This is a genomic window from Ruegeria sp. AN11, assembly GCF_056536005.1.
This window is the reverse complement of record NZ_JBQFJD010000001.1, coordinates 3,514,055-3,532,205: the sequence shown is the minus strand read 5'-3', so window position 1 is coordinate 3,532,205 and position 18,151 is coordinate 3,514,055. Positions and strand designations below refer to the sequence as shown.

Genomic DNA, 18,151 nt, shown 5'->3' with positions numbered 1-18,151 from the left:
GCCTCCTGATCTGAAAGCTGCCTATCCTGCCGTGGACAGCAAATCCATTCATGAATAATCATAGATTGTATGAGCAAAACTGATTTTACTGATTTGGATGGCAAGGTGCTGCGCATCTTCCTGACGATACTCGAGGAAAGCTCGGTCTCGAAGGCGGCCGACCGGCTTGGCGTTACGCAATCCGCAATCAGTCATACACTGGCGAAGCTGAGACTGGTGTTGAACGATCCGCTGTTCATTCGTTCAGGTCAGGGCCTGACCCCGACCGAGCGCGCCTTGTCCCTGAAAGAGCCGGTTCAGACGCTGCTCGACGACATGCGGGCCCTGACCCACGAGCGCCCATTCGATCCCTTGTCCGAAGAAATGGCGTTCGGGATCGCCACCAACGACATGCCGCGCGAGCTGATCTTTCCCGAGCTGCTGCGCGCCAGCCGCGCGGACGGCATTCGCGTTGAACTTGGTTTTATTCCGTCAGGTGTACCCGACCCCGACCTGCTGCGCGGTGACAGGTGCCAACTGATGCTGACGCCTCTGCCGCCGGACGGGCCGGACATCATTCAGAAGCTGTTGATCACCAGCCCGCTTATGATTTTCTATGACAGCGCGATGCGAACGCCCCCGGACAGCTGGCCCAGCTATTGTCAGGCGGAACATGTCGAAGTGCGGTTTGCCGATGGGCGCAGTTCACGCGCGGTGATGCGCGGCGTTGATCAGTCGCAGATCAGGCCACCCACCGTGGCCCTGCCGCATTTCAACGCTATTCCATCTTTCGTGAAAGGCAGCGATCTGATCTCGACCGACACGGCGCTGATGAAGCAGGGGCCGTTGTCTTCGCTTGATTGCGCGCCGCTTCCGTTCAACTGTGACCCTGTTTCGATCTACATGGTCTGGCACCAACGATCGACCAACGACCCCGCGCATCGGTGGCTGCGAAACCGGATCGAAGCGGTTGCTGCAAAGCTTCAGGTCTGAGACAACAGCCAGTCGCGAACCAACCCGACCAGTTCTGGCTGTCGTGGTTTGGCAGGCGCTACGACGTGAAACCCCAGATCCCCGATCAGAACATCCGGCAGTGCTTGCACAAGACGACCGGATTCCAGTTCCCTCTCTACCAGCGGCGCGTTTGCCAGCGCGATCCCCTGCCCCGACATCGCCGCATCGATGGCAAGGCTGGTCTGGCTGAAACTCATCATCCGGGGTTTGCCGGTTACTCCGACACGCTCAAGAAAAAGCGGCCAGAGTCCGTGCGTATCGTTCAGCAGGACCTGGCCCAGAAGATCACGTGCAGCCCGCACATTCCCTGCCAGGTCCGGACTGCAAACGGCGACGAACTCGGTCGAAAACAGGGGTGTTACGACCAGCCCGGGTCCGAAAGGTGCGCGACCTTGCCTGACGGCGATGTCCACATTGTCGGTCCGGAAATCTGCCAACCGCTCGCGGGCGTCTACCTGAACCGAGATGTCGGGGTGCAGGTCCGTGAATGTGTTCAGGCGCGGGACCAGCCATTTCGACGCGAAGCTGGGTGTAACCGAAATGGTGATCTGTCTTGTGCCGGCCAGGTCATCGACGGCCTCTTCGATAAGCTGGAAGGCCCGTTGCAGCGGTGCGTGAAACCGCCGCCCCGCTTCGGTAAGGCGCAGCCCGCGGGGCATTCGGTCGAACAGTTTTTCCGCCAACCGCGCCTCCAACCCGCGCACCTGCTGCGCGACCGCGCCTTGTGTAACGCCCAGTTCGTCAGCGGCGCGTCGAAAGTTCAGGTGTCGTGCCGAAGCTTCAAAAGCCCGCAATGCATTCAACGGAGGTAGAGCGGCCATCGCAATAACCAGTAGATTTTCTACTGTTTTATGGCAGAAGAACTGATTGGTCAAACCCGGCCGCAACCTGCACATTCAATCCAGACATTCAATCGGAGAGAAGAAATGGCAAAAGTGGCTCTGATCACGGCAGGCGGCAGCGGCATGGGAGCGGATGCGGCCCGGCGGCTGGCGGCGGATGGCCTCAAGGTCGGCATCCTGTCCTCATCCGGCAAGGGCGAGGCGCTGGCGGATGAGTTGGGCGGCGTCGGTGTCACCGGATCGAACCAGTCCAATGACGATCTGCAAAGGCTGGTTGATACGTCCATGGCGCAATGGGGCCGCATTGACGTGCTGGTCAATTCCGCCGGACACGGACCGCGCGCGCCTGTTCTGGAACTGACGGACGAGGACTGGCACACCGGAATGGACGTCTATTTCATGAATGCTGTCCGCCCGACACGGCTGGTCACACCAATCATGCAGGCGCAGGGCGGCGGATCGATCATCAACATCTCGACCTTCGCCGCATTCGAACCGGATCCGGTTTTTCCGACCTCAGGCGTGTTCCGGGCTGGGCTGGCGGCCTTTACAAAACTGTTTTCGGACAAATACGCAGCAGACAATATCCGCATGAACAACGTCCTGCCCGGCTTTATCGACAGCTTGCCCGAGAAAGAGGAATTCCGGGCGCGCATACCCATGGGAAGGTACGGTCGCAGCTATGATGAGATCGCGTCCGTCGTTGCCCTGCTGGCATCCGAAGGGGGCGGATACATCACGGGTCAGAACATTCGCGTCGACGGTGGCATCACACGATCCGTCTGACCTCACAACCGCGCCTTCACCAGATGCGTCAATGCCGCGCCTGTTTCAAAAAAGGCGCGGCGCAATCCTGTCCAGCCTTCACGATGCGCATCCACAGGCTGTACTGGCAGCACTGACGGATCATCCACCAGAAGGCTTTCGGCCATGAGACGCCCAAACACGGTTCCCGGCCCGATGCCGCGCCCGGAAAAGCCGTGCGCGGACAAGGCGCGCGGTCCAAGCCGAGTGATTTTCGGGATGTGATCCGATGTCATTGCAATTCGCCCATGCCAGCCATCTGTCAGCGGTTGGTCCGCCAGTTGCGGATAAAGCTCGGCCATCTTGCGGCGTACCCACCCGGAATGAGCCCACCGCCCGGCGTAGCCCAGATCCCCCATTGCGCCGATGATAAAGCGCCCATCGCCATCCGTTCTGAAGGATGTCATGATCAGGCCGGTATCCCAGCACCCTTCGCCGCCCGCAAGGATGGTGTCGCGCACACAATCCGGCAAAGGCTGCGTTGCATATTGGAAGTAGTAGACCGGCACGTAGGCAGGCGCGGTTTCCTGCAGGTCGCAGTGATAGGCATTTGTCGCCTGAATGAGCGCCTTGGCCCGAACAACTCCGCCTTCCGTGATCAGTGACCAGCCGCCCTCGTTCTGTGTCAACGAACGCACGGGGCTGTTCGTGAACACCCGCGCCCCGGCCGCGATTGCGGCCCGGGCAAGCCCCTGAACATAAGATAGCGGCTGGATGGTTCCCGCTCGGGGGTCAAAAAGCGCACCGTGAAACGCGGAACTGCCGGTACGTCTACTGGTATCCTCGGCAGTCAACAGCTCGACCGGCGCGCCGGATGCGCGGAGCTGCGCATGGCGTTTCGCAATGTCCTGATTGCCTGCCGGGGAATGTGCGCAATGCAATGTCCCGTTCCTGACCGGCGCACAGTCAATTCCGTGTTGCCCGATCAGGCGAAAGACTTCGTCCGGAGCCCCGGCCAACAGGTCAATCAGTCGGTCGCCTTCCGCCTTACCGAGATACGCGCGGATGTCGTCCGGAGGCAGCCATAGGCCCGCATTGGACAGCCCCACATTGCGCCCCGATCCGCCGTGCCCGATCTCCTGCGCCTCGAGCAGACAGACCGATGCGCCTGCTTTGGCGGCCGTCAGGGCAGCGGAACAGCCGGTGTACCCCCCGCCGATTATCGCCAGATCCACGGTCAGATCGGCAGTCAGCCGGGTGCTGTCCACATGCTCGCGGCTGGTATTCAGCCACAATGGCTTTTCATGATCGCTCAACTCGACGCCCTCGGATTCGCACCAGTCCTCATCGGTGTATCAGCCGGTTACCAGCATTCTCTGATCGTCGCGACCCATGGCAATCAAAAGGGGCTCTGCCTCCTGTCGGCCCTGAAACGCAGCCTTGTCGGCCATGCCCTGCCAATTTGCCAGAACCAGTGATTGCGCGACCGCGCCACCAAGCGTTGCGCCCGGCCCGGTGACAATGAACAGATCGGGGGCAAACTCGCGCGCGGCGGTCTGCACGGCACGTGAAAAGTCATAGGTTTCCGTGACCTGATGCCCCAGCGTGTAGTCCCAAAGCGCCTCTGTGTCGGTTGCGCCGGGCCACCAGATCTTGCCGCGTCCGTCGATCAGCGGCAGATCCGGCTGAGCGAACAGTTCCTGGCCAAGCAGGGCACGGCCCCTAGCTGCAACCGGTGCCTGAAGCCCGGTATGGAACGCCGCGTGATTTGCCAGTCGCATAGGAAACCGTTCCTGCACCACCGGCTGCGACTGCTCAAACGCTTTCAGCCCGTCCTCGTTACCCGCCAGCACAAGCATCCCACCCAGATCAATGGAGAGTGCCAGAGCGTGTCCGTTTAACGCATCAATTCTCGCCACATCTGCCAGCAACTCAGCCTTCCGTGCAGGATCGTTCACCCAATCGTCACCCACAAACGGATATACCAGCTGACCACCAATCAGCTGTTCCTGCATGAGGGTTCCCATCGTGTTAACCACCCGGAACCCATCTCGCGTACTCAACGCGCGCGCGGCGGCCAGTGCGATATACCACCCCATCGAATTGCCGGTAACGGCCACAATTTCGATATCGTCCGAAAGCGACTGAGCATCCGCAAGCGACGCCGCATAAATCAGGGGTGAGGCCACATCGCCTCTGGAGTACTTGCCGACCATATAGCGCTGAGCGCCATCCAGCGCCGTGACACCTTCCTGACCCGCTTCGGCGCGAATGGCATCAAACGCGGCGAACATGTTCATCCGATCCGAATGGTGTCGGTGCAGATAACCCAGTTCGGGCTTGTTATAGGTACCCCGTCCGGGGCAGATCACAACGGCGGTTCGGGTCATGGCTGCACTCCGGTCAGCTTCAGTGCAGAGGCGACGATACCATCTTTGGACGGCAGCGGCGCGGCATAGGCGGGGCCCGTCGCTATGAAACAATCTTCGGCCACGATGCGGGCGGTTGGTATCCCGTCACTTTCTTCGCAAAAGAACGTCATCAGCGCCTCGGACTGGCTTCCGGTCCTGCGGCATTCGTCCACGATCAACACATGCCGGCACGGTTTGGTAGCCTGCCGCAACGCGTCTTCCGGCAGGGGGGCCAGCCAGCGCATATCGATGACACGCACGCTCAGCCCTGCGGCCTCCAGTTCGGGCAAAGCCTGCCGCGACAGGTAATGTCCGTTGCCATAGGTCACGATCGCAAGATCGGTTCCTGCGCCATGCACGCCCACATCCCCCAACGCAATTCTCTGTTCGGGCGAAGGATAGGTCGTCATCCAACCGCCATCCTGCGGTGCATGCAGATCCCGCATCGGATACAGCGCGATGGGTTCCAGGAACACCACCACCCGTTGCTCTTCCCGGGCCAGACGGGCACACTCGCGCAACATTTTCGCTGCATCCACTCCGTTCGACGGGCAGGCAATGATCACACCCGGTATGTCCCGCAACACTGCCAGCGAGTTGTCGTTGTGGAAATGCCCCCCAAAGCCTTTCTGATATCCAAGGCCCGCAATCCGCAGAACCATCGGGTTCGAGAACTGCCCGTTCGAGAAAAACGGCAGAGTCGCCGCCTCGCCCCGGATCTGATCCTCGGCGTTGTGCAGATAGGCGAGGAACTGAATTTCCGGGATCGGAATGAACCCGTTGTGCCCCATTCCGATCGCCAGCCCCAGGATGGATTGCTCGTCCAGAAGGGTGTCGATGACCCGATCCGGCCCGAACCGTTGCTGCAGCTTCTGGGTTACGCCATAGACACCGCCCTTGCGCCCGACATCTTCGCCCATGCAGACGATCTCGCGATGTTCCAGTATCAGATCGGTCAGCGCCCAGTTGATCAGGCGACTCATCGGTTGCGGTTCATCCATTGCCCGCATGTCACCGCCAAACGCCGTGGATCGCGCACCGGCGCTGGGGCCGTTTGTGGGTTTGCAGACGCGTTTTGGTGGGACCAGGCTGGCCACAACGTCTTCGGCACTGGTCAGATGCGGGCGGGTCGCGGCCTCGGCGGCGATCCGGTCAGTACGGGCGCAGGTCTGGTTATAGATTTTCGATGCCTCGTCCGGCGTCATGGCCCCGGCCTGATCCAGCAGGCGAACGGTATGCAGCAAGGGATCGTTGGCTTCATCGGCCTCGACCTCGGATTTGCTGAGATAGGTTGTCGGCACATCCGCCCCCGCATGGCCATAAAGACGAACTGTTTTCAGATGCAGGAAAGCGGGCTTGCGGCGCGTCCGGACATATTCGGCGGCCTCCTGTGCCACGGCAAAGGTTTCGAAAATATCCAGCCCGTTGGCCTGGAAGTACTTGATGCCCGGCCGATGCTCCATCGAGGCCTGAATCCAGCCTTTTGGCGTCTTCACCGAAATACCGATGCCGTTGTCCTCGCAGACAAACAACAAGGGCAGCGGCGTTGACTGCACACTGGTCCAGCCGGCCGTGTTGATTGCACCCTGTGCAGTCGAGTGATTGGCCGACGCATCACCGAAGGAACACATGGCGATCCCGTCTGCGGGCAGGTCCCGATGCTCGGGGTCATGACGCCGGGCGGCACCCAGCGAATAGGCCGCGCCCACGGCCTTGGGCAAATGACTGGCAATGGTCGAGGTTTGCGGCGGTATCATCAGCGCCCGGGATCCCAGCACCTTGTGCCGGCCGCCTGACGTCGGATCCTCTTTCGAGCAGGCAAAGCTGAGAAGCATGTCCCAGGCGATCTGCTGACCAGGGACCTGTTCAGCCCGCGCAATCTGAAACGCGGCATCGCGGTAGTGCAGAAAGGCAATGTCGGTCGGCCGAAGCGCGTGGGCCACGGCCGCCATGCCTTCGTGCCCTGAAGAACCGATGGTATAAAACCCTTGACCTGCCTTCTGCATCGCCCGGCTTGTCCGGTCCAGCGCACGGCTGAGAACCTGCGATCGGTAGAGCGAGACAGCCTCGGGCCCGCTTAGCCCCGGATGCGGCGGCGCGCCTTCGGGCAAGTCGCGACGGGCGACGCGGGTCAGGAAGTTGTCGTGAACGATCTGGGCGCGGTCCATTGCAAATCCCCGGTCTTTGAATTCAAATCTTTTCGACGGCGGCCGCGATGCGGCTCAGCCCTTGTTGCAGGCTTTCGGTGGCATAAGCAAAAGAAAGCCGCAGATGCCCCGGCATCCCGAAGGCCCGCCCCGGCACCAGCGCGACACCTGCTTCCTCCAGCAGGTAACGGCAAAATTCGTGATCGACCGGCATTTTAGGTGGAGTTTCGGGGAACACATAAAAAGCCCCGTCCGGCACCGCACATTTCATCCCCGCCGCATTCAGACCACGGACCACCAGATCACGGCGCGCCTGCATTTCGGTGCGCCGGTCCACCAACAAATCCTGCGGTCTGGTAATCGCAGCCAAAGCCGCAGCCTGCGCGACCGAACACGCACCCGAAGTGATCTGCCCCTGCACCGCGATCATCGCCTTGATCAAGGGTTCAGGCCCAATACCCCAGCCGATCCTCCAACCGGTCATCGAATAGGCTTTGGACACGCCGTTTACAGTCAGCGTCCGGTGCGGAAGCTCGGGCAAGGCCTCGACAAACGGGGAAAACGGCACATAGGACAAATGCTGATAAATCTCGTCGGCAATGACCCAGACCTGCGGATGACGTTGCAACACCGCGCCCAAAGCCTGCAATTCCGCCTTGGAATAGACTGCTCCCGTCGGGTTTGACGGCGTATTGAGCAGCAGCCAGCGCGTGCGCGGCGTGATCGCCGCCTCCAACTGTGCGGGCAAGAGTTTGAAACCTTGCTGTTTCGGGCACTCCAACACCACAGGCACACCGCCCGCCAGCCTGACCATGTCTGCATAGCTGGTCCAGAACGGCGCCGCGGTGATAACTTCATCGCCCGGGTTCAGGGTTGCCATCAGCGCGCCGGACAAAACCTGCTTGGCACCTGTCGACACGATGACATTCGCGGGCCCGACCCCCGCTTGGCCTGCAATCGCCGCGCGCAGGGCCGGTGTTCCCCCCGTGGCCGGGTATCGCGTCTGACCCTGAACAGCAGCAAGATGCGCGGCCTCGACCACGTGCGGCGGCGTGGGAAAGTCGGGTTCTCCAGTGCTGAGCGCGATCACATCCACGCCCTCGGCCCGAAGACGCGCCGCATGTTCGGAGATCTGAACGATTTCCGAAAGCTCTATCCCGTCGAGCCGCTCGGCCCGGTTAAACTCGGCCACTGTTTCTAGACTGCCCATTTGCCAGATTCCTGTTACCCATCAGCCTGCCCTGTATCGGGCTAGCAGCTTCGCAATGCCAGTGATATTCCATCCGAAAGGTATGAGGATTCGTTATATGATTGCGCCGCGCCGTTTTCTGCCTTCGATCCCGTCGTTGCTGGCGCTGGAAGCGGTTGATCGCCTCGGCAGCGCCTCGGCAGCGGCCGAGGAACTGTCGCTGACGCAAAGTGCGATCAGCCGTCAGCTCAAAACCATGGAGGAGCAGCTGGGGGTTGAACTGATCCGGCGCACCCAGATGCGCCTGCATCTGACACCGGCGGCCAAGGAATATGTCCAGATTGCCCGAACCGCACTGCACCAGCTTGCGCAGGCCTCTCTCAAGCTCAAGGCAAACCCGACGGGCGGATCGCTGAGCCTGTCCATTCTGCCCGCGTTTGGCATGCATTGGCTGGCCCCCCGGCTTCAGGATTTTGCACGCCGTCACCCCGAAGTGACCGTGAACCTGAATACCCGCCTCAGACCGTTTGACTTCCAGACCGAGCATTTCGATGCCGCCATCCATTTCGGACAACGGGACTGGCCCGGCGTCAATTACCTGCCCATCATGCGGGAAGACATTCTGCCTGTCTGCGCCCCGGATCTTCTGCCAAAGAATCAAGGCGATATTGAATGGCTGACATCGGCCCCATTGCTGCACATCGAAACCCGCCCGGACGCGTGGGAGCAATGGTTCGCGATACAGGGACACCCCGTCAAAGGCTTGACCGGAATGATGTTCGATCAGTTCTCAACCATGATTCAGGCCACAATCCACAGGCTGGGTGTCGCACTGCTTCCCAGCTATCTGGTTGCCGAGGATCTCAGGAAAGGCAGACTGTCGCTGGCGTGGCAGGGTCCGCCGGTCAGCCTGGGTGACTATTACCTGGTGTGGCCGCAGCACCGACCTGCCGCAACACCGCTTGTTTCTTTCCGCACCTGGCTTGAGGGGCAGGTCGCAACACCACCGGATTAAGCGGCTGGACCGCTGTCAAAGGAGGCCGAATTGGACGACAAGATCACCATTCGCGAAACGGGCGCATCAGATCGGGCACAGATTCTGGAATTGTACCCTGAAGCGTTCCCGGACGAAGATCTGACACCGCTGGTCGCGGAACTTCTGACGCTGGAAAAGGATATCCTGTCACTGGGTGGGTTCATCGGTGATCGGCTGGTGGCCCATGTCCTTTTCACCACCTGCCGGACAGAAAACGACCCGGCACCGGGGGCCCTGTTGGGGCCGCTTGCCGTTTCATCGGACCTTCAGCGACAGGGGATCGGCACACGGCTGGTCAACGCAGGCATCAGCAAGCTTGAGACACTCGGGAACCAGCAGGTCTATGTGCTTGGTGATCCGCAGTATTACAGCCGTTTTGGGTTTCTTGCGGAAGACCGGGTATCCACGCCCTATCCCATTCCAACGGAATGGGCCCCGGCGTGGCAGTCCCTGCACATCAACCGGAACCAGACAAAGGCGTCTGGCGTTCTACACCTGCCAGATCCGTGGATGAACCCTACTTTGTGGGGCTGATCCATCTGCTGTCACGAACGCAGCGCGCCCCGGCGCGCTGCGCGGCCCAACAGGAGGAGGTGTTCCGCAAGGAACATTGACGACTGGCGGGAGCGTTCAGGACTCAGACGTCCAGGGAACGGGCGATGAGCTCCTTCATCACCTCATTTGTCCCGCCGTAGATCATCTGAACCCGCGCATCCGCATAAAGGCGGGCAATCGGATACTCCATCATGAACCCGTATCCACCAAACAGTTGCAGGCATTCATGCATGACCTCGTTCTGAACCTCGGAGCCCCAGTACTTCACCATTGACGCCGTGGCCGCATCCAGTTCGCTCGCTTCAAGCTTTCCGATACAGTCATTCACAAAGCTGCGCAGAACTTCGGCCTTGGTCTTGCATTCGGCCAGCTTGAACCGCGTGTTCTGAAAATCCATCACGCGCTGGCCAAAGGCTTTTCGTTCCTGCGTGTATTTCACCGTTTCTGCGATGGCGAAGTCGATCGCGCCCAGTGCCATGATGCCAATGGTCAGACGCTCCCAGGGCAGCTGCTTCATCAACTGATAAAAGCCCTGCCCCTCTTCCGGGCCGATCAGGTTCGTCATCGGAACCTTGACGTCTTCAAAAAACAGCTCGGCCGTGTCGTTGGCCTTCATACCCAGTTTCTTCAAGTTGCGGCCCCGACGAAACCCCTCCGCGCCGTCGGTTTCAACCGCAATCAGGGACACCCCTTTGGACCCCTGCGATTTGTCGGTCTTCGCCACCACAAGGACAAGATCGGCTGTCTGGCCATTGGTGATGAATATCTTGGATCCGTTGATCCGGTACGAATTGCCATCCTTATCAGCCGTGGTTCGCACCGCCTGCAGGTCTGACCCGGTTCCCGGCTCGGTCATGGCAATGGCGCCGACCATCTCGCCGCTGGCCAGTTTTGGCAGCCATTTCTGTTTCTGATCTTCGCTGCCATAGGTGGTGATGTAATGGGTTACGATGGACTGAATCCCAAATCCCCATCCGGCATCGCCTCGTGAAGCCTGTTCGTACAGCGTGACCGAGTCGAACCCCATGCCGCCACCGACGCCGCCGTAAGCCTCGTCAATCGAGCCCGCCATCAGGCCGGTCTCGCCCGCTTTCGTCCAGAACGCGCGATCAACGATCCCTTGATCGACCCAGCGATCAATGCTCGGGACAAGCTCGTCATCCATGAACCGGCCGGCCATTTCGGCAAACATCCGGTGTTCGTCGGTGACCCATGCGGCGGTCGAAGTGAAAAGCGACATATCGTATTCTCCGGTCTTTGATAGTCCGATGCTATCCCCGGCCCCGGATTCTTCCAATCCGGGTGACGCCGCGTTCTCAACCCTTGCTACGCGACGTTCGTTTGCGCGGTCTGGCGTCTGACCTGCTCATCAAATCCGGTCATGTCAGTGCGTGGTTCAGCAGAACCTGCGCCGCCTCCTTTGCATCCTGCGCAGGGTCGCATTTTTTTAGAAGAACCGCCGTCACAATCGCGCCCTCCTGCAAAAGCAGCAGCTGGCACCCCAGACTTTCAGGATCACGAACCCCGGCCTTGCGGCACAGATCGGTCATGTAGTCCAGAAGCAACCGCTTGTGCTCGGCCGCCTGAACGTGGATCGGGTGGTCTTTTTCCTGATACTCCGCCCCGGCCTTGATGAACATGCAGCCGCGGTATTTGTCTTCCTCGAACCATTCCTTCAGCACATCGAAACTGGCGATCAGCTGACCGGCGGGCGTTTCGGAAAGGTCTTCAATCCTTCGGACGAACCAGTTTCGGAAGTTTTCATCTCGCAGGCGCAATGCCGCAAGGATCAACTCCTCCTTGGTGCGGAAATGCTTGTACATCGATGTTTTGGATACGCCCGTTTCAACCACCAGCTTGTCCATTCCGGTGGCATGAAAACCGTCCCTGTAGAAAACCTCCAAGGCCTTGCGGACAAGCTCATCACGTTTGTTGGGGCGCATTCCTAGCTCCTGATTGTACTGATCAGTACATATACACTTTCTAAAGAGGCTTCAATGACAACAATTAACATATTGTTTTATAACGCTATTACCAAAGTCAGGAGGGTGAAGTCGAATATTTTGAAAAAAGGGGCTTGAAAACATGTACCGATCTGTACATCTTATCATCAAGATTGACCGATCTGTACACCAAAGGATTTCAACGATGCGACGCCGTGCCAGCCTATTTTCACCGCAGTACGTTCCCTTTCTTCTGACTCTGGCGCTGATCACGGCCGCCTTAACCTGAAAGCCTGTAATATGAACCGCCCCCCTTTGCCGCCCTTCACGCATGTAACGGCCACCCGGAAAGTGCGCATGGCGGAAAACGCCTGGAACAGCCGCGACCCGGACGTCGTAACGCCCGCCTACACGGAAGACAGCCGCTGGAGAAACCGCGCCGAGTTCCTGAGCGGCCACGCCGAGATTCACGCGTTTCTGACACGAAAATGGGCCAAGGAGCTTGAGTACCGCTTGATCAAGGAATTATGGACCTATCGCGACCATCGCATCGCTGTACGGTATGCTTATGAATGGAACGACGACAGCGGTCAGTGGTTCCGGTCATATGGCAACGAAAACTGGGAATTTGCTGAAGACGGCCGAATGGCCTCGCGCCACACGTCGCTGAATGACCTGCCGATCACGGTAGAACAACGCATGTTCCACTGGCCCGCAGGACAGCGCCCCGACGACCGTCCCGGCCTGTCTGATCTGGGTCTCTGAAAGGACAGCCCATGCCACGCGCGTTTTCCGAACTGACCTTCACCCCCGCCGTTCGCGCCCATCAGGAGAGGATGGGTTCGGCGCGAAGTTATGCCAAGTTCCTGGACAGCGGTCCGCAAAAGGGGCACCTGATCGGAGAGGCTGAAAAGGCATTCATTCAGGCCCGCGATAGTTTTTACCAATCCACTGTATCCGAGACCGGTTGGCCCTATGTTCAATTCCGCGGCGGTCCGATCGGGTTCCTGAAGGTGCTGGGGCCGCAAACCCTTGGATACGCTGATTTTTCAGGCAACAAACAGTACATTTCACGCGGGAATTTGGACGGCAACGACCGGATTGCCCTGATCCTGATGGATTATGCCAATCAGCGCCGTCTGAAGATTCTGGGACGGGTCGAATTCACCGAAGGCGAAGCCGCAGCCGCCAGTCTTTACCCTGACAACGCCGAAGCCCCCGCCGAGCGCGCAGTGATCATCAAGGTCGAGGCCTTGGACTGGAACTGCCCCCGCCACATCACCCCTCGTTTCACCGAGGTCGAGCTTCGGCCTCACCTGAATTCGCTTGGCCAGCAACTGGCGCAGCTTCAGGCCGAAAACGAAAAGCTCAGGCAGTAATTGGCAGGGCGATCCTGAACACGACGTCAACAACGCTCCTTACCCTTGAATTAGAACAAGGAATTACCCGAATGATGCGATCAACAATGAATTTGGCCAGCGCGCTGTTAGCTGGCATCGTTTTTTCACTGGCAGTGATTTCGTTTGGGTTCTTTGCCTCGCCCGAAGCGGTTCGAACGTCTCCGCCCGCGGCGTATAACTCGCTTCTGCTGATACAGTTTGAAACCAGGTAATGCCGAACCGTCTAGGGGTTTGCGGATCGAACAAGCGCTTCGATCCCTGCCGCGCAAAAATCGATCAGTTCGTCGGTCCCGGCAAGTTGTCCGCCTTCTGACAAGGCATCCACCCGCCATGCACTGTTGAGATGCGCCAGAACTGAGGACACCGAATACACCTGCCCGCTGGCCAGCAAAGCGGCATCAACCTTCGGGTACAGCGCAGCGATTTCCGCAATGAAACGCCGCGCCGTTGGGTCGAAGCATTCCGCCGCGATGGCGCGCCAGCGCGGGTCCACAGACACATGCGCCACCAGACGCCCATAGGCCATCCATCCCGCTCCGCCCGTTTCGGCTAACGTAATGTAAGGCCGAATGAAGCAGTCCAGAACACCGCGCAGTGTTGGCTGACCAGCTTCTTTCAACGCGTTCAGGGCGTCCAGCCGGATTTGGGCCAGTTCATCCGCGCGACGCGCAACGGTCTTGTGAAACAACTCTTCCTTGCCGCCTCCGTGGTGATGCACCAACCCGACTTGCACACCGGCTTTGGCCGCGATGTCCCTGATCGACGCCCCTTCGAATCCGCGATCGGCAAACAGCGCCTCGGCCGCGTCCAGAATGCGCGCCCGGGTCTGCAGCGATCGTTTCGATGGTGCCCTTTGTCGTTTTATTTCAGTCACTTTGGCGGTCATGAAAATCATCTTGCCTTATTTTGTACGATCGTTCAACTTAAGCCGTGCGAACAGGGGAGAGTTCATGTCAGAAAAGCGCGAGGCATTCGCCCTCATCGGGGCGGGCCCGATGGGGTTGGCTGCGGCCAAGGTGCTAAAGGAACAAGGTATTCCATTTCAGGGGTTCGAGCTGCATTCGGATGTCGGTGGTCTGTGGGACATTGATGCCCCCAGATCAACCATGTATGAGACTGCCCACCTGATCTCGTCAAAGCGGATGACGGAATTTACCGACTTCCCGATGGAGGATGGGGTCGCCGAATATCCGTCGCATCGGGCAATGCGGGATTATTTTCGCGCCTTTGCTGATCACTTCGATCTGCGCAAGTTCTTCACATTCAATGCCGAGGTAACGAAAGCTAGGCCGTTGGGCGCACCCGGCGATGGCTGGCGCGTTTGCTGGCGGGATCAGGACGGGGAACATGAGGCCGAGTTTGCCGGTGTTCTGATCGCCAACGGCACCCTGTCCGAACCTAACATGCCGCAGTTCGCAGGCACTTTTGAAGGCGAACTGATCCACGCCTCGCAATACCGGTACCCCCAACAGTTCGATGGCAAACGCGTGCTGATCGTGGGCGCAGGAAACTCGGGTTGCGACATTGCGGTGGACGCCATTCATCATGCCGTGCGCTGCGACCTGTCGATGCGGCGCGGGTACTATTTCGTTCCGAAGTACGTGTTTGGGAAGCCAGCTGATACGATGGGCAGAATGATCCGCCTGCCCATGTGGCTGAAGCGCAAGATCGACAGCCTGATCCTTGGGTGGTTCGTCGGCGATCCGCAGAAATACGGCTTTCCCAAACCGGACTACAGACTGTACGAAAGCCATCCTATCGTGAACTCACTGGTGCTGTACCACGCGGGTCACGGAGATCTGCGCGTTCGGCCCGACATTCAGCAGATCGACGGCAAAACTGTGCATTTCACAGATGGCGGCAGCGAAGACTATGATATGATCCTCGCCGCGACCGGGTACAAACTGCATTACCCGTTCATCGACCCGGATCTGCTGAACTGGCAGGGCGATGCGCCGCATCTTTACCTCAACTCCATGCACCCGGACCGCGACGACTTGTTTGTTCTGGGCATGATCGAAGCGACCGGTCTGGGCTGGCAGGGACGCCACGAGCAAGCCGAGATGGTGGCGCGCTATATAAAAGGTATTCAGAGCGGCTGCGCCGCGGCGACCGAACTGAAAGCCACAAAACAAAAATCCTATGAGCGCGCCACCGGGGGCATGAACTACCTCAATCTCGCCCGCATGGCGTATTACGTGGACAAGGCGACCTATCGCAAAGCGGTCACCGGCTGGATCGACAAGCTCAGGAAAGCCACCCCATGACCGGCATCGATGAGATCACCCTAAACTTCAGCCCTGCCTCTCTGATATTGCTGAATGGCATTCTTGCAATCGTGATGTTTTCGATTGCCATCGACCTGACCCCGCAGGATTTCAACCGCCTGCGCCGGGCGCCCAAGCCTGTGATCGTGGGGCTGGCCTCACAATTCGTGGTGCTGCCTGCGCTGACGTTTGTACTGGTCTGGCTGGCGGCCCCGCGTCCTTCGATTGCTCTCGGGTTGATCCTTGTCGCAGCCTGCCCCGGCGGCAATATCTCTAACTTCATAACGCATCGTGCTGGCGGCAATGCCGCCCTGTCCGTATCGATGACTGCATTCGCCACGATCGGGGCAATCGCAATGACCCCGTTCAACATTGCGTTTTGGGGCGGGCTTTATCCACCGACCCGGGAAATCCTTCAAAGAACGGCAATCGACCCCTGGCAGATTGCGATCATCGTGGGGCTGATGCTGATCCTGCCTCTGGTGCTTGGCATGGTGCTGAACCAGCGCCGGCCGGATCTGACCGCGCGGTTGCGGACACCGCTGCAGTACCTGTCCATGGGCATCTTCGTTGCGTTCATCATTCTTGCTCTGGCGGCCAACTGGGACTTTTTCCTGGGCTTTGCCGGAGCCGTCGCCGGGCTTGTGATCATTCACAACGCGCTGGCTTTGGGGGGCGGTTGGGTTGTGGCCACTCTGACCCGGCTGTCCCCCTATGACCGCCGTGCCATAACGATCGAAACCGGTATTCAGAATTCCGGCCTCGGGCTGGTCCTGATATTCGCGTTCTTCAATGGATTGGGCGGCATGGCCGTTGTGGCAGCCTTCTGGGGCATCTGGCACGCGATCTCGGGGATTGCGCTGGCAACTGCCATGGCCCGGACCGAGGCGGCCCGATGACCCGCATCCTGATTACCGGTGCTGCCGGAACAGTCGGGCGCGCCCTTCTGGCCGAAGTCAAAGACCTTGCTGTATTTGCCACAGACCTGAACCGACCGTCCGACCTACCTGAAGACACCGCGTTTCTGCATCTGGACGTAACCACCGAAGAAGCGGCACGTGTGATCGCGAAAGTGAAGCCGGAAGTCATCGTTCATCTGGCCTCGATTGTGACGCCACCGCCCGGAATGGGCCGCCAGAAAGCGTTTGATGTGGATGTCACAGGCACAAAAAACGTGTTGAACGCTGCAATTGCCAATGGCGTTCGGCGGCTGGTCGTCACGTCGTCGGGCGCTGCCTACGGCTATCACCCGGATAACCGCGTCCCGCTACGCGAAAAGGATCCGCTGCGTGGCAATGCCGAATTTCCCTATGCCGACCACAAACGGCAGGTCGAGGAGATGCTGGCCGAGGCCCGTCAACGTGCGCCGCAGCTTGAGCAGGTGGTCCTGCGCGTGGGCACTGTACTGGGGGAAGGCACGGACAATCAGATTACGGCGCTGTTTCACAAACCGCGCCTGCTGGCGGTGTCCGGCAGTGACAGTCCCTTTGTCTTCATCTGGACCCGCGATCTGGCGCGTATACTGAAACGTGCGGCGACAGATGGACCGGCCGGTATCTTCAACGTGGCCGGCGACGGAGCGCTGGGAATAACAGAACTGGCGCACCTCCTGAACAAACCTGTTTTGCGCCTGCCTGCGTGGGCGATCCGATCAGTCCTGAGCCTTGCCCGCCCCCTTGGCCTGTCGCGATACGGACCGGAACAGGTGCGATTTCTGCAGTACCGCCCGGTGCTGGACAACACTGCGCTGAAAACCGATTTCGGATACACCCCGGAAAAGACCAGCGCCGAGGTATTCGCGCTGTGGAAAGGATGGGCGGGGCTATGAAAACGGCGGTGATATCCGGCGGCGCAGGTGGGCTGGGTCGGGCCTTGTCGGCGGGGCTTCAGCAGCGGGGCTGGCGTGTTGTCCTGCTGGATCTGAATGTTTCAGATCTTACGGCGACCCCAACACAGCTTCCGATCGGGTGCGACCTGACGAAACCCGAGCAGTTGCAGGAAGCGGTCCTCGAGACCATCACATCCAGCGATGGCATCGATCTGGTCATCTACAATGCTGGTGTCACCCAGATTCGCGGGTTTGACGTTTCCGACGACACCAGCCATCGCAAACTGTTCGAGATCAACTATTTCGCCGCCGTCGCAATGGCGCGCGCGTTTCTTCCGGAGCTTCGCAGAACGCAGGGCACGCATCTGGCGATCTCGTCGGTCGCGGGCTTCGCGCCGCTTTATCACCGTACGGCCTATGCTGCCTCGAAACATGCGCTTGAAGGGTTTTTCAAGTCGCTTCGATCCGAAGAGGGGCCGCACGGCGTCAGAGTGCATATTGCCGCGCCGTCCTTTGTTTCCACCAATGCCGGCAATGCCGAAACGCAGGCAGACGGAATGGCGCGTCCCGGCTCGGCATCCGATGAAATGGACGCCATGAGCCCTGAAAAAGCTGCCGAGGTCATCCTGCGGGGGTTGGACAGGTCCAAGCCCATGATCCCGGTCGGGCGTGTTGCGCGCCTTGCGTGGTGGCTCAACAGTTTGTCGCCGCGCCTGTATCAGCGACTGATGGAACGGAACATGCGCGGATCCTGAATTCGGATAAAAAACCATTCGAACCCCTTGACCTTCCCGTG

Annotated in this window: 18 protein-coding genes; 10 read left to right on the top strand and 8 right to left on the bottom strand. The window is 59.6% G+C overall.

Features of this window, described 5'->3' with window-relative positions:
- Positions 1–69: 69 nt before the first annotated feature.
- Positions 70–972, top strand: a complete 903-nt coding sequence (locus tag ACR3EQ_RS17505; RefSeq protein WP_170615919.1) for a LysR family transcriptional regulator — start codon at positions 70–72, stop codon at positions 970–972.
- Here the strand turns inward: ACR3EQ_RS17505 and ACR3EQ_RS17500 are convergent.
- Entirely contained in the window at positions 963–1,814 is an 852-nt protein-coding gene (locus ACR3EQ_RS17500) for a LysR substrate-binding domain-containing protein (RefSeq protein WP_170619725.1), read from the bottom strand. The two genes, ACR3EQ_RS17505 and ACR3EQ_RS17500, sit on opposite strands and share 10 nt — an antisense overlap.
- Before the next feature lie 105 nt (positions 1,815–1,919).
- On the opposite strand from ACR3EQ_RS17500, the gene ACR3EQ_RS17495 reads away from it, so the two are divergent.
- Positions 1,920–2,621, top strand: a complete 702-nt coding sequence (locus ACR3EQ_RS17495) for an SDR family oxidoreductase (RefSeq protein WP_170615915.1) — start codon at positions 1,920–1,922, stop codon at positions 2,619–2,621.
- A 2-nt stretch (positions 2,622–2,623) separates the two neighbouring features.
- Here ACR3EQ_RS17495 and ACR3EQ_RS17490 read toward each other — a convergent pair whose 3' ends face one another.
- Genes ACR3EQ_RS17490 through ACR3EQ_RS17475 form a run of 4 tightly spaced genes read right to left on the bottom strand, consistent with a single transcriptional unit; the run spans position 2,624 to position 8,347 of the window.
- Complete coding sequence (locus ACR3EQ_RS17490) at positions 2,624–3,895, bottom strand: NAD(P)/FAD-dependent oxidoreductase (RefSeq protein WP_480491370.1); 1,272 nt, start codon at positions 3,893–3,895, stop codon at positions 2,624–2,626.
- 39 nt (positions 3,896–3,934) lie between these two features.
- Positions 3,935–4,969, bottom strand: coding sequence for an ACP S-malonyltransferase (locus tag ACR3EQ_RS17485; protein WP_170615911.1), 1,035 nt, complete (start codon positions 4,967–4,969; stop codon positions 3,935–3,937).
- A complete protein-coding gene (locus tag ACR3EQ_RS17480; RefSeq protein ID WP_480491368.1) occupies positions 4,966–7,158 on the bottom strand; it encodes a dehydrogenase E1 component subunit alpha/beta in 2,193 nt (730 codons plus the stop codon). Before ACR3EQ_RS17480 ends, ACR3EQ_RS17485 begins: the two co-directional genes overlap by 4 nt.
- Positions 7,159–7,180: 22 nt before the next feature.
- Positions 7,181–8,347, bottom strand: a complete 1,167-nt coding sequence (locus tag ACR3EQ_RS17475) for a pyridoxal phosphate-dependent aminotransferase (protein ID WP_170615907.1) — start codon at positions 8,345–8,347, stop codon at positions 7,181–7,183.
- Between the two features lie 97 nt (positions 8,348–8,444).
- On the opposite strand from ACR3EQ_RS17475, the gene ACR3EQ_RS17470 reads away from it, so the two are divergent.
- Both ACR3EQ_RS17470 and ACR3EQ_RS17465 read left to right on the top strand, forming a co-directional pair.
- Positions 8,445–9,341 (top strand): LysR substrate-binding domain-containing protein, encoded by an 897-nt coding sequence (locus tag ACR3EQ_RS17470; protein ID WP_170615905.1) that lies wholly within the window; start codon positions 8,445–8,447, stop codon positions 9,339–9,341.
- Between the two features lie 30 nt (positions 9,342–9,371).
- Positions 9,372–9,896, top strand: coding sequence for a GNAT family N-acetyltransferase (locus ACR3EQ_RS17465; RefSeq protein WP_170615903.1), 525 nt, complete (start codon positions 9,372–9,374; stop codon positions 9,894–9,896).
- A gap of 103 nt (positions 9,897–9,999) precedes the next feature.
- Here the strand turns inward: ACR3EQ_RS17465 and ACR3EQ_RS17460 are convergent, their stop codons facing one another.
- Complete coding sequence (locus ACR3EQ_RS17460) at positions 10,000–11,157, bottom strand: acyl-CoA dehydrogenase family protein (protein WP_170615901.1); 1,158 nt, start codon at positions 11,155–11,157, stop codon at positions 10,000–10,002.
- A 139-nt stretch (positions 11,158–11,296) separates the two neighbouring features.
- The gene (locus ACR3EQ_RS17455; protein WP_170615899.1) at positions 11,297–11,860 is read right to left on the bottom strand and encodes a TetR family transcriptional regulator; all 564 of its coding nucleotides are present in this window, start codon (positions 11,858–11,860) and stop codon (positions 11,297–11,299) included.
- Between the two features lie 300 nt (positions 11,861–12,160).
- Between ACR3EQ_RS17455 and ACR3EQ_RS17450 the strand changes: the two genes are divergently transcribed.
- Positions 12,161–12,625 (top strand): nuclear transport factor 2 family protein, encoded by a 465-nt coding sequence (locus ACR3EQ_RS17450; protein WP_480491366.1) that lies wholly within the window; start codon positions 12,161–12,163, stop codon positions 12,623–12,625.
- 11 nt (positions 12,626–12,636) lie between these two features.
- Positions 12,637–13,239, top strand: a complete 603-nt coding sequence (locus ACR3EQ_RS17445; protein ID WP_480491364.1) for a pyridoxamine 5'-phosphate oxidase family protein — start codon at positions 12,637–12,639, stop codon at positions 13,237–13,239.
- Positions 13,240–13,483: 244 nt separating this feature from the next.
- Here ACR3EQ_RS17445 and ACR3EQ_RS17440 read toward each other — a convergent pair whose 3' ends face one another.
- Complete coding sequence (locus tag ACR3EQ_RS17440) at positions 13,484–14,146, bottom strand: TetR/AcrR family transcriptional regulator (protein ID WP_170615893.1); 663 nt, start codon at positions 14,144–14,146, stop codon at positions 13,484–13,486.
- A 64-nt stretch (positions 14,147–14,210) separates the two neighbouring features.
- Here ACR3EQ_RS17440 and ACR3EQ_RS17435 point away from each other — a divergent pair, with 64 nt between their 5' ends.
- From ACR3EQ_RS17435 to ACR3EQ_RS17420, 4 genes are read left to right on the top strand one after another with little or no spacing between them, the layout of a single operon-like run.
- Positions 14,211–15,527, top strand: a complete 1,317-nt coding sequence (locus ACR3EQ_RS17435; RefSeq protein WP_480491362.1) for a flavin-containing monooxygenase — start codon at positions 14,211–14,213, stop codon at positions 15,525–15,527.
- Complete coding sequence (locus ACR3EQ_RS17430; protein WP_170615889.1) at positions 15,524–16,426, top strand: bile acid:sodium symporter family protein; 903 nt, start codon at positions 15,524–15,526, stop codon at positions 16,424–16,426. The genes ACR3EQ_RS17435 and ACR3EQ_RS17430 overlap by 4 nt, the downstream gene beginning before the upstream one ends.
- Complete coding sequence (locus ACR3EQ_RS17425; protein ID WP_170615887.1) at positions 16,423–17,355, top strand: SDR family oxidoreductase; 933 nt, start codon at positions 16,423–16,425, stop codon at positions 17,353–17,355. Before ACR3EQ_RS17430 ends, ACR3EQ_RS17425 begins: the two co-directional genes overlap by 4 nt.
- Positions 17,352–18,110, top strand: a complete 759-nt coding sequence (locus tag ACR3EQ_RS17420) for an SDR family NAD(P)-dependent oxidoreductase (RefSeq protein WP_170615885.1) — start codon at positions 17,352–17,354, stop codon at positions 18,108–18,110. The genes ACR3EQ_RS17425 and ACR3EQ_RS17420 overlap by 4 nt, the downstream gene beginning before the upstream one ends.
- Positions 18,111–18,151 lie beyond the last annotated feature (41 nt).

Bases quoted from the DNA above. Each gene is read 5' to 3' on its own strand.
- ACR3EQ_RS17505 (WP_170615919.1), top strand. From the start codon at position 70: ATGAGCAAAACTGATTTTACTGATTTGGATGGCAAGGTGCTGCGCATC.
- ACR3EQ_RS17500 (WP_170619725.1), bottom strand. From the start codon at position 1,814: ATGGCCGCTCTACCTCCGTTGAATGCATTGCGGGCTTTTGAAGCTTCG.
- ACR3EQ_RS17495 (WP_170615915.1), top strand. From the start codon at position 1,920: ATGGCAAAAGTGGCTCTGATCACGGCAGGCGGCAGCGGCATGGGAGCG.
- ACR3EQ_RS17485 (WP_170615911.1), bottom strand. From the start codon at position 4,969: ATGACCCGAACCGCCGTTGTGATCTGCCCCGGACGGGGTACCTATAAC.
- ACR3EQ_RS17480 (WP_480491368.1), bottom strand. From the start codon at position 7,158: ATGGACCGCGCCCAGATCGTTCACGACAACTTCCTGACCCGCGTCGCC.
- ACR3EQ_RS17475 (WP_170615907.1), bottom strand. From the start codon at position 8,347: ATGGGCAGTCTAGAAACAGTGGCCGAGTTTAACCGGGCCGAGCGGCTC.
- ACR3EQ_RS17470 (WP_170615905.1), top strand. From the start codon at position 8,445: ATGATTGCGCCGCGCCGTTTTCTGCCTTCGATCCCGTCGTTGCTGGCG.
- ACR3EQ_RS17460 (WP_170615901.1), bottom strand. From the start codon at position 11,157: ATGTCGCTTTTCACTTCGACCGCCGCATGGGTCACCGACGAACACCGG.
- ACR3EQ_RS17455 (WP_170615899.1), bottom strand. From the start codon at position 11,860: ATGCGCCCCAACAAACGTGATGAGCTTGTCCGCAAGGCCTTGGAGGTT.
- ACR3EQ_RS17450 (WP_480491366.1), top strand. From the start codon at position 12,161: ATGAACCGCCCCCCTTTGCCGCCCTTCACGCATGTAACGGCCACCCGG.
- ACR3EQ_RS17445 (WP_480491364.1), top strand. From the start codon at position 12,637: ATGCCACGCGCGTTTTCCGAACTGACCTTCACCCCCGCCGTTCGCGCC.
- ACR3EQ_RS17440 (WP_170615893.1), bottom strand. From the start codon at position 14,146: ATGACCGCCAAAGTGACTGAAATAAAACGACAAAGGGCACCATCGAAA.
- ACR3EQ_RS17435 (WP_480491362.1), top strand. From the start codon at position 14,211: ATGTCAGAAAAGCGCGAGGCATTCGCCCTCATCGGGGCGGGCCCGATG.
- ACR3EQ_RS17430 (WP_170615889.1), top strand. From the start codon at position 15,524: ATGACCGGCATCGATGAGATCACCCTAAACTTCAGCCCTGCCTCTCTG.
- ACR3EQ_RS17425 (WP_170615887.1), top strand. From the start codon at position 16,423: ATGACCCGCATCCTGATTACCGGTGCTGCCGGAACAGTCGGGCGCGCC.
- ACR3EQ_RS17420 (WP_170615885.1), top strand. From the start codon at position 17,352: ATGAAAACGGCGGTGATATCCGGCGGCGCAGGTGGGCTGGGTCGGGCC.